This is a genomic window from Streptomyces sp. NRRL S-920 (genome assembly GCF_000717945.1).
GTDB classification, from domain to species: Bacteria; Actinomycetota; Actinomycetes; order Streptomycetales; family Streptomycetaceae; genus Streptomyces; species Streptomyces alboniger.
On the sequence record NZ_JODF01000037.1, the window covers coordinates 16281 to 31867 of the forward strand.

The following is a 15587-nucleotide window of genomic DNA, read 5'->3' on the forward strand; positions in this document are numbered from 1 at the left end:
CGGCGTTGGGCAACCGGCTGGAGGAAGCCCTGCCGGACCTCGCGGGCGACGACCGGGCCGCCGTGTCCAAGCTTCTCGGCGAACTCCAGGGCCGGATCCGTCCGATGTCGGACGACGCGGCGGCCGGAGGGGTCGCCGACCGGATCAGCGCGGCCTCGGCCCAAGAGCTTCTCTCGCTGCTGGACGAAGAACTCGGTTAGCCCATACGACCGCGAGACGCGCGGTCCGGCAGGCACCGCACGACCGACCGACCGAACGAAAGACACTCCCAGGGAAGAGCGATGACTGACGACGACAACGCTCATCTTCTCGACTACCTCAAGCGGACCTCGCTCGAGCTGATCGAAACACGCCGGCAGCTGAAGGAGGCGACGGAGGCCGCCGCCGAGCCGATCGCCATCGTGGGTGCCGCGTGCCGCTACCCGGGGGAAGTGGCCTCACCGGACACCCTCTGGGGCCTCGTGCACGGCGGCCAGAACGCCGTCTCGGACTTCCCGGCGGACCGCGGCTGGGATCTGGAGCGTCTCCACGACCCGGATCCCGACCGCCCGGGGACGTGCTCCACGCGGTCGGGCGGGTTCCTGCCGGACGCCGGTGACTTCGACGCCGACTTCTTCGGGATCAGCCCGCGCGAGGCGCTGGCCGCCGACCCCCAGCACCGGCTGCTGCTGGAGACCTCCTGGGAATCGCTGGAACGGGCCGGCATCGTCCCGTCGACCCTGCGCGGCAGTGCCACCGGAGTCTTCTCGGGCCTCGCGTACTTCGGCTATGGAAACCACCACGTCACCCCCGAGGCCATCTCGGGCTACGGACAGACCGGCGCGCTGCTGAGCGTGGCGTCCGGGCGGGTGTCCTATGCGCTGGGCCTGGAAGGACCGGCCCTGTCGATCGACACCGCCTGCTCGTCGTCGCTGGTCGCGGTCCACCAGGCCGTACGGTCCCTGCGCCAGGGCGAGTGCTCGCTCGCCCTGGCCGGAGGCGCCACGGTCATGGCGACGTCCCAGGTGTTCCGGGAGATGTCGACGCAGGGCGGCCTGGCGGCGGACGGCCGCTGCAAGGCCTTCGCCGACGCGGCCGACGGCACCGGCTTCTCCGAGGGCGCGGGCGTACTGGTACTGGAGCGGCTGTCCGACGCGCGGCGTCACGGCCGACGGATCTGGGCGCTGATCCGGGGGTCGGCCATCAACCAGGACGGCGCGTCGAACGGCATGACCGCGCCCAACGGCCCGGCCCAGCAGCGGGTGATCCGGGCGGCCCTGGCGGACGCCCGGGTACGGGCGAGCGATGTGGACATCGTGGAGGCACACGGGACCGGCACGACCCTGGGCGACCCCGTGGAGGCACAGGCCGTCCTGGCCACCTACGGACAGGAGAGGGACCCCCACCGGCCGCTGCGGATCGGCTCGTTGAAGTCGAACATCGGCCACACCCAGGCAGCCGCGGGCGTCGGCGGAATCATCAAGATGATCATGGCGATGCGGCACAGGGTCATGCCCAGGACGTTGCACGTGGACCGCCCGACACGCCACGTGGACTGGTCGGCCGGGGCGGTGGAGCTGCTGACCGGCGCCACGCAGTGGCCGCAGACCGAGGGGCGCCCCCGGCGCGCGGCCGTCTCTGCCTTCGGTGCCAGCGGCACGAACGCGCACCTGATCCTGGAGGAAGCCCCCGAAGAGGCCCCGGTTCCTGCCGCCGCTCCCCTCCCCGGCGGCACGGGAAGCCTGGTGCCGTGGGTCGTGTCGGCACGCTCGCGGGAGGCGCTGCGGGCCCAGGCGGAGAAGCTGCGCGCCTTCGCCGCCGCCGGCCAGGGCCCCGACCTCGCGGATGTCGGGTCGTCACTCGTGTCGTGCCGGTCGAGCTTCGATCACCGGGCGGTCGTACTGGGCAGGGACCGGGACGAACTGCTGAGCGCTCTGGCCTCGCTGAGCGACGGCACGGAGACCGCGAGCGTGGTCCAGGGCGTCGTGGCCACCGGCCGGGGCGGCACGGTCTTCATGTTCCCCGGCCAGGGATCGCCGTGGGCGGGCGTGGCCGGGCAGCTCTACGCGGACTTCCCCGTCTTCGCCCGGAGCCTGGACGAGGTCTGCGAGCGTCTCGACCGCCGACTGCCCTTCGCGCTGAAGCCGCTGCTCCTGGCCGACACGAGAGAGCAGGGCCGGCAGGACGCACAGCGCACCGACATCGCGCAGCCCGCGCTCTTCGCCCTCCAGGTGGCTCTCTACCGGCTCGTCACGCACTACTGCGGGCAGCCCGACCGCCTGCTCGGGCACTCGGTCGGGGAGATAGCCGCAGCACATGTCTGCGGTGCCCTCGACCTCGACAGCGCGGCCGGGCTCGTGGCCGCGCGGGGCCGGATCATGCAGGAGCTGGCCGACCGCGGCGCCATGCTGGCGGTGCGTGCCTCGGAAGCCGAACTGACCCCGCTGCTCGGCGAGTTCGGCCGGGTCGGCGTCGCCGCCGTCAACGGCCCGGACTCGGTGGTGGTCTCGGGCGACCGTGACGAGATCGCCGTGCTGCGGGAGCGGTTGAAGGCCCGCGGCACCTCCGCGAAACCGCTCGACGTCGACCACGCCTTCCACTCCCCGCTCATGGACACGGTCCTGGACGAGTTCGCGGCGGCGATCGACGGGATCCCGGCGGGAAGCATGGCGATCCCCGTGATCTCCACGCTGTCCGGCCGCGAGGCCACCGCCGAGCAACTGACGTCCGTCGCGCACTGGGTGGACCACATACGCCGGCCCGTGCGCTTCTTCGCGGCCGTGGAGTGCGCCCGCGCGGCCGGTACGAGCGTCTTCCTGGAGGTCGGGCCGGGTGCCGGTCTCACCGGGATCACCAAAGAGGCGTTCGCCGCCGTGGAAGCGGACGACGCGACGGCCTTGTCCGTGTCGCGGCGGGGCCGTGGGGCCGTCGACACGCTGATCCGCGCGCTGGCCCAACTGCACGTCGTGGGGCGGCCCGTCGACTGGGACGCCCTGTTCGGAGCGCGTCGCCGCGTGGATCTCCCGACGTACGCCTTCCAGCGTCGGCGCTATTGGCTGGACTTCCTGGCCGCGACGGGCACGACGGGCACGACGGAGGTGTCCGACGCCGGTCTGACCGATCCGCGCCACCCAATGCTGGGTGCCGTGGTGGACCACCCCGGCACCGACGACACGGTCTTCACGGGCCTGTGGTCGCTGCGCACCCACGCGTGGCTGACCGACCACGCCGTGTTCGGCGCCGCCGTGGTACCGGCCACGGCCTTCTTGGACCTCGCGCTGTCGGCGGGCGGGTTCGTCGGCTGTACGACGGTCGAGGAACTCTCCCTGGAAGTACCCCTGGTGGTTCCCGCGTCGGGCGACGTGCAGGTACGGATCGTCGTCGAGCCGGAGGACGGAACGGGGCGCCGCTCGCTGAGCGTGTACGCGCGCCCGGCCGCGCAGGGCAGCCCGGCCGGCCCCTGGACCCGCCACGCGACAGGCGGCCTGACACCCACCCTTGCGAGCACCGGGACGACACCCGCGCTCCTCGCTTGGCCGCCCGCCGGAGCGGAACAAGTCGATATCAGCAATCTGTACGACACCTTCGCCGACGTGGGCTTCGACTACGGGCCCGTGTTCCGCGGCCTGCGCGAGGTGTGGCGGCGCGGCGACGAACTCTTCGCCGCGGCCACGCTGCCCCCGGCGGCCGACGACTCCACCGGCCCCGGATTCACCCTGCACCCGGCCCTGATGGATGCCGCGCTGCACGCCGTGGTCGCCGGCGGAGTCCTCACGTTCGCGCCGGGCCGGGGGTGGCTGCCCTTCTCGTGGTCCGGAGCGGTCCCGGCCGGGAAGTGCGGCTCGACCGTGCGGCTGCGGATCTCGCCGGTCGACGACGGCGTCGTGACCGTGACGGCCGCCGACGAGAACGGCCGCCGGCTCGCTCGTATCGATGCGCTGGCGTTCCGGCCGACGAGCGCCGAACAGCTGCGCACGGCGGGCGGTGACCCCACACCGACCCTCTACGAGCTGGAGTGGGCGCCGGTCCGGCCCCGGGCGGGCGACGTCCCCCATGAGCCGTTGGCCGTCCTCGGTACGGGCGACGGCCTGGCCGGCGAACTCCGCGCGGCCGACGGCATCGAGGTCCGCCCGCACCCGTCCATGGACTCGGTCGTCGCCGGGGAACCACCCCGGCACATCATCCTGTGCCCCGACGACTTCGCCGATGCCGATGCCGATGCCGATGTCCATGCCGATGCCGGTCTGCTGGGCTCGGTCAGCGCGGCGGACGCCCGAGCCCTCGGCTGGACGCAGCGCTTCCTCGCCGAGGCGTCGCTCGCGCGATCAACGCTGGTCGTCCTCACCCGCCTGGCTCTCGACACCGGCCGGGGCGAGAGCGTCGAGAGCCTGCCCGGCGCCTCCGTATGGGGGCTGATCCGCTCCGCGCAGTCCGAGCATCCCGGCCGGATCCGGCTGGTGGACACCGACGGCGAGACCACCTCCTGGGCCCAGCTCCACCACGCGCTCACCCTCGACGAGGACCAACTGGCCGTCCGTGACGGGACGTTGCTCACCCCCCGTCTGGCGCCCGCCCCGCCCGCGAGCCACCGCGCAGAGCCACCGGCGACCGGCGCCCACCGTCTGGGCATCGTGGACAAGGGGACCCTGGAAAACCTCACCTTCGTCCCCTGCCCCGAGGTGGAGGCCCCCCTCACCAGCGGTCAGGTCCGGATCTCCGTACAGGCCGCGGGACTCAACTTCCGCGACGTCACGATCGCGCTGGGGCTGGTGAAAGGCACGACCTTCGATGCCGGGATCGGCAGCGAGGGCGCCGGAACCGTACTGGAGGTGGCGGACGACGTCACCGGTCTCGCCCCCGGCGACCGTGTGATGGGCATGTTCCCCGGCGCGTTCGGCCGCGTAGCGGTGGCGGACCACCGCCTGCTCATGCCCGTCCCCGACGCGTGGAGTCACGCCGAGGCGGCCTCCGTACCGGGAGCGTTCCTCACCGCCTACTACGCCCTCTTCCAGGTGGCGCGGCTGGAGAAGGGGCAGCGGATCCTCATCCACGCCGCCGCCGGCGGGGTGGGCATGGCCGCCGTCCAACTGGCGCAGCACATCGGCGCCGAGGTCTACGCGACCGCGAGCCCGGCGAAGTGGCCCGCCCTGCGCGAGATGGGACTGGACGACGCCCACCTGGCGTCGTCACGGGACCTTCAGTTCGCCGACGCGTTCCTCGCCGCCACCGGCGGCCGAGGCGTGGACGTGGTGCTCAACTCCCTGGCGCGCGAATTCGTCGACGCCTCCCTGCGTCTGCTCCCAAAGGGCGGCGGTTTCGTCGAGATGGGCAAGACCGACATCCGCGATCCCCGGCAGGTCGCCGCGGAGCACCCCGGCGTCGGCTACCGGGCCTTCGACCTCTACGAAGCGGGACCGGCGGCGATCCACGTGATGTTCCGGGCGGTCATGGAGCTGTTCACCGCCGGGCAGGTGCGGCCGATCCCGGTCTCGGTCCGCGACATCAGTGACGCGGCCAAGACGTTCCGCGAGATGAGCCAGGGCCGTCACACCGGAAAGCTGGTCCTCGACATCGGCGGCGGTCTCGGCGGCGGAACCGTACTGGTCACCGGCGGGACCGGGGGAGTGGGCTCACACGTGGCCCGCCACCTCGTCGCCGCGCACGGGGTCCGCAGCCTGGTGCTCGCGAGCCGTCGCGGCAGCACGGCGTCCGGGGCGCCCGAACTGGTCGCGGACCTGGAGAAGGCGGGCGCGCTCGTCAGCGTCGTGGAATGCGATGTGTCGGATCGCGCGGCCGTGGCAGATCTGCTTGCACGCATGCCCGCCGGACATCCGCTGACGGCGGTGGTGCACGCGGCGGGCGAGCTGGCGGACAAGACCTTCGCGTCCCTGACCGCGCGGGACCTCGACGACGCGCTGCGGGCCAAGGCGGGCGGCGCGGTCCATCTGCACGAACTCACCCAGGGCCGGCCGCTCTCCGCGTTCATCGTCTTCTCCGCGCTGGCAGGCACGCTCGGCACACCGGGGCAGGCGAACTACGCCGCCGCCAACGGCTTCCTGGACGGCCTGGCGGCCCACCGCGCGGCCGCCGGCTTGCCCGGCATGTCCCTGTGCTGGGGATGGTGGGAGCAGACCAGCGGCATGACCGAGGACCTGGACGAGACGGACCTCGCGCGCGTCCGGCGCCTGGGCGTCGCCCCGATGCCGACACCGGAGGCGCTGGCCGCCTTCGACGCCGCACGGACGCTCGGCACGGCCGTCGTGATCCCGGCCCGGCTGAACCTGCCGGCGCTGCGCGACACGGCCGGTGACGAGCTGCCGCTCCTCCTGCGCGGCCTCGTCGACGGCGGCCGCGCACGCCCCGCGAGGGACGGCGCCGCCGGCGTCCGCGGCCTGCCCGCCGCCTTGGCCACGCTGCCGCCGGAGCAGGCGGAACCGGTTGTGCTGGACTGGGTCCGTGACCAAGTGGCCGTCGTGCTCGGCCATCCCACCGGCGCCGACATCGACGCGGATTCGTCGTTCACCCACCTCGGCTTCGACTCGCTGACCTCCGTCGAACTGTGCAACCGCCTGGCCTCCCGGACCGGACTGCGTCTGGCGACCACCCTCGTCTTCAGTTATCCGACCCCCCGCGAGCTGGGCGGGCACCTCCTCGGCCTGCTCCGCCCGGCGCCACGCGCGCATCCGGCCGGGGACGAGGAGATCCGGGACGTGCTGCGGACCGTCCCCATCGGCAGACTGCGCGACTCGGGAATCCTCGAACAGCTCCTGGCCTGCGCGGACCCGACGGAACCAGACACGGCCGAGCAGGCCGAGGAACCAGTCACCGACGCGGCCGCACTGGCGGCCATGGACCTGGACGCGCTGGTCGACCTGGCCCTGGACGAGCTGAACGAGCTGAACGAGCCGGACGAGCCGGACGAGAGGGGCAACTGACGTGAACCACCCCCTGGATCGCCGCGCGGACGGCTCGGACCGGGTCCAGCAGGCACTGCGCACCCTGCTGGAGGAACGAGACCGCCTCCGGCGGGAGAACGACGCCCTTAAGGCCGGTCGCGGGGAGCCGGTCGCCGTGGTCGCGATGGCGTGCCGCTACCCCGGCGGCGTCGCGACGCCCGAGGACCTCTGGGACCTGGTCCGCGAAGGCCGGGACGCGGTGGGGGAGTTCCCCGCGGACCGCGGATGGCGCGACGTCTACGACCCCGACCCCGACGCGGTGGGCCGCTCCTACGTGCGCCACGGAGGATTCCTGGCCGACGCCGCCGACTTCGACGCCGACTTCTTCGGCATCAGCCCGCGCGAGGCGCTCGCCGTCGACCCGCAGCAGCGCATGCTCTTGCAGACGTCCTGGGAGGCCTTCGAACGGGCGGGCATCGTCCCCGCGTCGGTACGCGGCTCGGACGTCGGCGTCTTCTCCGGCGTCAGCTCCTCCGAATACGGGTCGCGTTTCCTGGAGGCAGGCGGGGGCGACCTGGAGGGCTATCTGATGCACGGCAGCGCGCCGAGCGTCGCCTCCGGCCGGGTGGCGTACGAACTCGGGCTGACCGGACCGGCGGTAACGGTGGACACGGCGTGCTCCTCGTCCCTGGTGGCCCTGCACCTGGCGGTGCGGTCGCTGCGCGCGGGGGAGTGCTCGCTGGCTCTGGCGGGTGGCGCGTCGGTGATGTCGACACCGGCGATCTTCCTGGAGTTCTCCCGCCAGCGCGGCCTGTCGGCCGACGGGCGGTGCCGGTCGTTCGCGGACGGCGCCGACGGAACCGGATGGGCGGAAGGAGTGGGGGTGCTCCTGCTGGAGCGGCTGTCCGACGCACGCGCCAACGGCCACCCCGTGCTCGCCGTGATCCGCGGTTCCGCGGTCAACCAGGACGGTGCCAGCAACGGCCTCACCGCCCCCAACGGTCTGGCCCAGGAGAAGGTGATCCGGCGGGCACTGGCGAACGCGGGCGTCACGGCCCGCGAGGTGGACGCGGTCGAGGCGCATGGCACCGGCACCGCGCTCGGGGACCCCATCGAGGCGGGCGCCCTGCTGGCCGCCTACGGGCACGACCGCGCCGCGGGCCGGCCGCTGTGGCTCGGGTCCCTGAAGTCGAACATCGGTCATGCCCAGGCCGCCGCCGCGGTGGCTGGGGTGATCAAGATGGTGATGGCCATGCGGAACGGCTTCCTGCCGAAGACGCTGCACGCACATGTGCCCTCACGGCACGTCGACTGGTCGTCCGGAGCGGTCGAACTGCTGGTGGACGGACGGGAGTGGGTCCGTGGGGAGGGCCCGCGCCGGGCCGGGGTGTCCTCCTTCGGAGTCAGCGGCACCAACGCGCACGTGATCCTGGAGGAGGAACCGGGGCCGCGCCCGGACCGCGCCCCCCAGGCGGCTCCGGGCGTTCCCGTGCCGTGGGTCCTGTCGGCCAAGGACGCAGCGGCCGTGCGGCGGCAGGCCGAGAAGCTGCGCGCGTTCGCCATGGCCGAGCCGGACCTGGATGTCGCTGCCGTCGGGTGCTCACTGGTCTCCAGCCGGTCACGGTTCACGCACCGCGCGGTGGTGGTGGGCCGGGACCGGGACGAACTGCTGAGCGGCCTGGCCCTGCTGCGCGACGGCGCGGAGTCCGCGGGAGTCTTCCGCGGCGTGGCCGGTGACCCAGGTGGCGCCGTCTTCATGTTCCCGGGGCAGGGCTCGCAGTGGGCCGGGATGGGGCGGCAGCTCTACGCCGACTTCCCGGTCTTCGCCCGGTCCCTCGACGACTGCGCGGCCGCCCTGGCCGAGTGGGTCGACTGGTCCCTGCTCGACGTGCTGCACGGCGCACAGGGCGCGCCGGGCCTGGAGCGGGTCGATGTCGTCCAGCCGGCGCTGTTCTCCGTCATGGTGTCCCTGGCCGCCCTGTGGCGGTCCTGGGGCGTGGAACCGGCCGCGGTGGTAGGGCACAGCCAGGGCGAGATGGCGGCCGCGTACGTCTGCGGTGCGCTGTCCCTGCGGGATGCCGCCCGGATCGTGGCGCTGCGCAGCAAGGCGCTCAAGCGGCTCGTCGGTCACGGCGGGATGGCTTCGGTCTCCGCGTCCGCCGCGTACGTCACGGAAGGCATGGCTCCGTGGCAGGACCGGCTGAGCCTCGCGGTCGTCAACGGGCCCCGCTCGGTGGTGGTCTCGGGGGAACCGGCCGCCCTCGACGAGTTCGTCGCGAAGATGACGGCCGAGGGAACCCAGGCACGGCGGATCCCGGTCGACTACGCCTCCCATTCACCGCAGGTGTCGCGTGTCCGGGACGAGGTGACGGAAGCGCTGGCCGACGTGCTGCCGCTCGGCGCGAAGCTGCCCTTCTACTCCACGCTGCACGGCCGCAGGATCGACCCCGCGGAGCTGACGGCGGAGTACTGGTACCGCAATCTGCGCGAGAAGGTCCTCTTCGAGTCCTCCGCACGGCGGCTGGTCGACGACGGATTCCGGCTGTTCATCGAGATGAGCCCGCACCCTGTACTGACCGTACCCGTGCAGGAGATCCTCGAGGCCAGGGACGACGCGATGGTCCTGTCGTCGTCGCGTCGCGACCGGGGCGAGACGCAGGCACTGGTCGAATCGCTGGCCCGACTCCACGTGCGGGGCGGGGACGTGGACTGGCAGGCCCTCATCGGGCGGCGCCCGCGCGTGGACCTTCCGACCTACGCCTTCCGCCGCCGACGGTACTGGCTGGAATCCTCGCCCGCCGAGGCCGCAACGCCCCTCGCCCCGACGGAGCAGCCGCCGGAGGCCGACGAGCCGCCCGACTCCCTGCCGGAGCGGCTCGCGGCGCTCACCGGCGGCGACGCCGCGCGCCTCGTACTGGACCACGTCCTGGAGAAGGTCGCCGCCGTCCTCGGACACCGCTCCGGTGAGAGCGTCGACCCCGACCAGGGCTTCAAGGACATCGGATTCGACTCGCTGCTCTCGGTGGACCTCACCAAACGCCTCGCCGCCTCGACGGGACTCAGGCTGCGCCCGAACCTGGTGCTGCTGCATCCGTCCCCGCGGCTGATCGCCGAGCACCTCACGACCGCCATGACGAACCGCGCCACCGTCCCGCCGACGGGACAGTCTTGACCACCTTTTTCACGTCGGTGAAAGTGGGAAAGAACCGCGAAATTCCAGTTTCCGCGCACGTTTGGCTGAGAGGTTGATCCGTGTGGGTTCGTTCGACGTGTCGGCTGCACACAAGGGAATGTGGCTGGCGCAGAAAATATCCCCCGAAAGACTCAACCACGCGCTCACCATCTGGGACGTGAACGGCGCGCTGGACGAGGCGGCGATGGAATCCGCCTTCCTGCATGTCATGGGCGAGGCCGAGGTGCTGCGCGTCAATTTCGTCGACGACGGCAGCGGTCTGCGTCTCGTCCCCCGGGAGTTGGGGGACTGGCAGCCGTTCTTCCTGGACGTCAGCGCCGAGGCGGACGCCGAGCACGAGGCGCGCGAGGCGCTGGCCGAGATGCTGCGGCATCCGTTCGACCTGGAGCACGACCTGCTGTTCCGGCTGGGCGTCGTCAGGATCGCGGCGGACCGCTCCCTCGTGGCGATCGCCTACCACCACCTCATATCGGACGGCTTCGGCGCGGGCGGCCTGCTGTCACGGCGCCTCGCCGAGGTCTACACGGCGATCCGGAAAGGCGCGGACGTCCCGGAACCGCCACAGCCCTGGGACGCGGCGTCCTACGCGGACGTGGCGACGCGGTACCTCGACTCACCGGAGTTCGCCGAGGACACGCGGTTCTGGCGCGACTACCTCGCGGACGCGCCCCCGCCCGCGCAGATCCCGCGCATCGTCATGTCCGACGAGCTGCGGGCCGAACTCTCGCAGCCCGTGAGCAGAGCCGACCGCTGGTCCCAACTGAGCGCGTCCATCGGCATGGTGAGCCGCACACTGACCGTTCCGCACACCGAGGCCGCGGCATGGACCGAGGCGGCCACGTCGCTCGGCGTGTGGATGTCGGCCATGGTGACCGCGGCCGCGGCCACGTACTTCCGCCACCGCTGCGACGAACCCGAGTTCCTCCTCTCGCTGGCCGTGGGGAACCGCACCGGGACGCTGCGCGGAACGCCGGGACTTGCGGTGAACGTGGTCCCCGTGCGCGCGAGAGTCCCGCTCGGCGCGAGCTTCGCGCAGACGGCCGAGGCGATCGTCGACGAGACCTACGAGATCATCGGCCACACCACCTGCCACTACTCGGAGATACAGCGGGCGAGCGGAACCGACGCGAGCGGCCGCGGCAGTTTCGGCGCCGTCGTCAACGTCGTCGAGTTCGCCGAGGAACTGGACTTCGACGGCTCTCCCGCGCGCCACCTCGGCGCGACGACCGGCACCTTCGACGAACTGTCGATCGGCGTCTACACGGACGGCGGCGCGGACAGCGACCTGTTCCTGCGGCTCGACGCCCCGGCGGGCATGTACTCCGGAGCGGAACTGCGCTTCATCGGCACGGAACTGATCGCCTCCGTCCGCGCACTGCTGGCGGACGTCTCAGCGCCCGTCGGAGCGCTGGACCTGACAAATGCGGTACGGGACGACGGGCCGCCAGCGCGCCAGGGCAGCGGTGAACCGCTGCCGGATCTGTCGGTGCCGGACCTGTTCGCCCAGCAGGTGAAGGCGGCTCTCGACGCGACGGCACTGGTCGGCAAAGGCTCCCGGCTCACCTACCGGGAACTGGACGAACAGGCGACCCGGATCGCCGGGGCACTGCGACGCCGGGGTGTCGGACCGGAGACGGTCGTGGCCGTGGACCTGCCGCGATCCGTCGAACTCGCCGTCGCCCTACTGGGTGTCGCGAAGGCGGGCGGGGCGTACGTGCCGGTCGGCCCGGAGCTGTCCGCGGAACGGAGCAGAGCGCTGGTGCACGACGCCGCGGCGCACATCGTGCTCACCGACCCGGAGACGGCCGCGACCCGCGGGGTCGAACACGACGTCCCCACCGTCGTGTTCGGCGACCTCCTGTCCGAGCCGGCCGACGAGGGCATGCGGCCGACGCCCGGCACACCGCGCCCGGACAACGTACTGGCCGTCATGTACGACCGCGGAGCGGCCCCAGGGGTCGCCCTGACGCACCGGAACCTGCACCGCCTCGTCCGGGACGCCAACTGGCGGAAGGGCGGCCGCGGCCCCGTGCGGTGGCAGTCACCGCACGGCTCGGACGCGCTCGCCCTCGAACTGTGGACGCCCTTGCTGAACGGCGGCCGGGTGGTCGTGGCCCCGGAAGCCCAGGACGCCGACCTGCCGGCCGCCCCGGGACCGGCGCACGAGGCAATCACGATCCGCCTCTCGACCGACCGGTTCGCACAGATCGCGGCGGAGCGCCCCGAGGACCTCGCCGGGGTGCGCGAGGTGTGGGTCAGCGGCGACCGGCTCCCCGCCGCCGCGGTCCGCCGGGTGCGGACAGCGGCTCCTGAACTCGCCGTCGTCCAGGGATACGGTGCGCCGGAATCACCCCTGTTCGCCGTGGGCCGCCAGGAACCGGACGGCGACGACACGGTGGGCTCTACGGCGGCACTCGGCCACCCTGCGGACGGCACCGCCCTGTACGTACTGGGCCCGGGCCTGGCACCCGTACCCGCCGGCGTGGTCGGAGAGCTGTACGTGGCGGGACCCGGCCTGGCGCGTGGATACGCTGGCCGCCCCCGGCGGACCGTCGAGCAGTTCGTGGCCTGCCCCTTCGGCCCGGCGGGCGGTCTGATGTACCGGACGGGCGAGCGGGTCCGCCGTGACGCCCGTGGCCGGGTCGACCACGTGGGCCAGGTCGGCGCCCTGACGTATGTGCAGGGAGCCCGCGTCGAACCGGCCGAGGTCGAAGACGTGCTGTGCGAACACCCGGAGGTGCTCCGGGCAGTGGTCGCCGGGGCGCCGGACCCCTCGGGGCAGCGGCGTCTCGTGGCCTACGTCGTGCCGGTGGGCCGCCGGACCTCCGACGGGAGCGCGGCCGCCGGTGAAGGAGGCGACGCCCTGGACGACCGGCTGCGCCGTTTCGTCGCCGAGCGTCTGCCGGACTTCATGGTTCCGTCGCTGTTCATGGTGGTGGAACGCCTGCCGGTGACCACGGACGGGAGGGTGGACCGGGTGTCGCTGCCGGCGCCCCGGTTCGAGGACACGAAGTACCGGGCGCCGCGCAACCGTACGGAACAGGTGCTGGCCGAGGCGTTCGCCGACGTGCTCGAAGTGGACCGCGTGGGAATCGACGACGACTTCTTCGATCTCGGCGGCAACTCACTGCGGGCCATCAGGCTGGTCGGACTGATCCGGGCGGAGCTGGGCCTGGAGGTCTCGATCCGCACGCTGTTCGCGGCACGGAGCATTTCCGGGCTCGTGGCCGTGGCGGAGCAGCTTTCCCATTCCAATCGGCCGGCTCTGCGCAGAAGGACGCGCGACGGGCACGTTCTCTGAGTTGTCCCCTGTGAGTTGTCCACTCTTTCGCCGCCGGGGCATCGCTCCGGACCCCCCTTTTTTTTCACACATCCACGCCGGAAGAAGATTTCTCGATGAGTGATCGTGAACGCGATATCTACGACGTGGTCGGCGTTGGATTCGGTCCGGCCAACCTGTCCCTCGCCATCGCGCTGGAAGAGTCCCGGGCCCAGGGCGGGGACAGGGGTGACATCAGCAGCCTCTTCCTGGAGCGTCAGGCCTCCTTCGGATGGCATCGCAACATGCTGTTGCCGTCGGCGACCATGCAGATCTCCTTCCTCAAGGACCTGGTCACCTTCCGCAATCCCACGTCGAGCTTCAGCTTCATCTCGTACCTGCACGCCTCGGGCCGGCTCCCGCAGTTCGTGAACAACCAGGACTTCTTCCCCACGCGCCAGGAGTTCCACAAGTACCTGGAGTGGGCGCAGTCGAGGGTGGCCGACCACATCGTCTACGGCTCGGAGGTGCGGTCCATCCGTCCGGCGTCCCCCGTCGCTCCGGAGCGCTCCGAACTCCTGCGGATCGAGGTGACGGACACCGCGGGCGGCGACAGCCGGACCGTCAGGGCGCGCAACGTCGTGATCTCCACCGGCCTGGTCCCCAGCATGCCCGAGGGCGCCGAGCGCGACGACCGGGTCTGGCACAGCTCGGAGTTCCTTGCGAAGTACCGCAGGATGAACCCCCGCGACCTGCGCAGGGTCGCGGTCGCCGGGGCCGGCCAGAGCGCCGCCGAGATCGTCAGGTTCCTCTACGACGAGCTTCCGCAGGCCCAGGTGTGCGCCGTCGTCCCGTCCTACGGCTACTCCATCGCCGACGACTCGCCCTTCGCCAACCAGGTCTTCGACCCGAGCGCCGTGGACGACTACTACTTCGGCTCCCCCGAAACACGGAACGCCTTCTGGCGTTACCACCGCAACACCAACTACGCCGTCGTGGACGACGACGTGATCCGGGGGCTCTACCGCAGGTCCTACGACGACGAGGTGCGGGGAGACAGACGGCTGGAGTTCCTGAACCTCACGCGGGTCACCGGAGTCAAGCGCGTCGGCACCGAGACCCGGCTGTCGCTGCGGCGTGGCCCCGACGCCGAGGTGCGCGAACTCGACGTCGACGTCCTCGTCTGCGCCACCGGCTACGACGCGATGGAGCCGACCGGCCTGCTCGGCGATCTCGACGGCCTCTGCCTGCGCGACGAGGCCGGCCGCTACCGCGTGGAGCGTGACTACCGCATCGTGACCGAACCGGAGATGCGGTGCGGCATCTACCTCCAGGGCGGCACCGAGCACACCCACGGGCTCACGTCCTCGCTGCTGTCGAACCTGGCGCTCCGCAGCGGCGACATCGTCGACTCGATCGCCGCCCGACGGACGGCGTATGACGCGGGGGCCGTGGCCGTCACCACCGAGACTGGAGGTGACATCAGTGCAGGAGCAGTGGGTACGGCGCTACAGGGATGACGACAAATGCGCGACGAAGCTGATCTGCTTCCCGCCGGCCGGCGCCGGGGCGAGCACCTTCCGCACATGGGCCCAGGGACTCCCGACGGACATCGGGGTGCTCGGCATCCGCTACCCGGGCAGGGAGGACCGGCTGAACGAGCCGGTGCCCACCCGGCTGGAGGACCTCGCGGACGACATCGCCGACGCGCTGGGCGACCTGACGGGGCATCGGCTCGTCCTGTTCGGCCACAGCATGGGCGCCTCCGTGGCCCACGAGGTGGCGCTGCGGTTCCAGGAGCGAGGGCATCCACCGGCCGCCCTGTGCGTGTCGGGCAGGCGGCCGACGCACGCACTGGCCGGCCGCCCCATGATCTTCGGGACCGACGAGGAGATCATCGCGCACGTCGTGAGCTTCGACGCGAGCCGTGCGGAGATCTTCGCGGACGAGGGCCTGCGGGAGATCGTGCTCCCCGCGCTCCGCGCGGACTACCACTTGGTGGACGAGTACGACGGCGGCCCCCGGCCGCTGCTCGACTGCCCGGTGTACGGCTACACCGGTGAGGAGGACACCCAGGTCACCCCGGAGCAGATGCGCCGCTGGGGGGAACTGACCCGCGGTGACTTCCGGCTCCGGGTGTTCCCCGGGGGCCACTTCTACCTCCGCGCCGAAGAAGCCCCGCTGCTGGCGGACATAACCCGTGTCCTCACCGCGGACACGTCCCCCTCGGCGACCGCTCCATGACGAGAACGACGTTCGG

The 15587-nt window shown here is 72.0% G+C and carries 5 protein-coding genes; all 5 read left to right on the forward strand.

Annotation, left to right across the window (positions count from 1 at the left end; translation table 11 throughout):
* Positions 1–281 precede the first annotated feature (281 nt).
* The 5 genes from IG54_RS0124425 (at position 282) to IG54_RS0124445 (ending at position 15571) form a co-directional block, all read left to right on the forward strand.
* Positions 282–6914: a type I polyketide synthase gene (locus tag IG54_RS0124425; RefSeq protein ID WP_051819883.1), complete on the forward strand. Its 6633-nt coding sequence runs from the start codon at positions 282–284 to the stop codon at positions 6912–6914.
* A 1-nt stretch (position 6915) separates the two neighbouring features.
* Positions 6916–10047 carry a type I polyketide synthase gene (locus tag IG54_RS0124430; RefSeq protein ID WP_030788388.1) on the forward strand — a complete coding sequence of 1044 codons (3132 nt, stop codon included), beginning with the start codon at positions 6916–6918 and terminating at the stop codon, positions 10045–10047.
* An 82-nt stretch (positions 10048–10129) separates the two neighbouring features.
* Positions 10130–13369, forward strand: coding sequence for an AMP-binding protein (locus tag IG54_RS0124435; protein WP_234336328.1), 3240 nt, complete (start codon positions 10130–10132; stop codon positions 13367–13369).
* 95 nt (positions 13370–13464) lie between these two features.
* Positions 13465–14847: a lysine N(6)-hydroxylase/L-ornithine N(5)-oxygenase family protein gene (locus tag IG54_RS0124440; RefSeq protein ID WP_051819885.1), complete on the forward strand. Its 1383-nt coding sequence runs from the start codon at positions 13465–13467 to the stop codon at positions 14845–14847.
* Positions 14813–15571, forward strand: a complete 759-nt coding sequence (locus IG54_RS0124445) for a thioesterase II family protein (RefSeq protein WP_199809584.1) — start codon at positions 14813–14815, stop codon at positions 15569–15571. The genes IG54_RS0124440 and IG54_RS0124445 overlap by 35 nt, the downstream gene beginning before the upstream one ends.
* Positions 15572–15587: the final 16 nt, after the last annotated feature.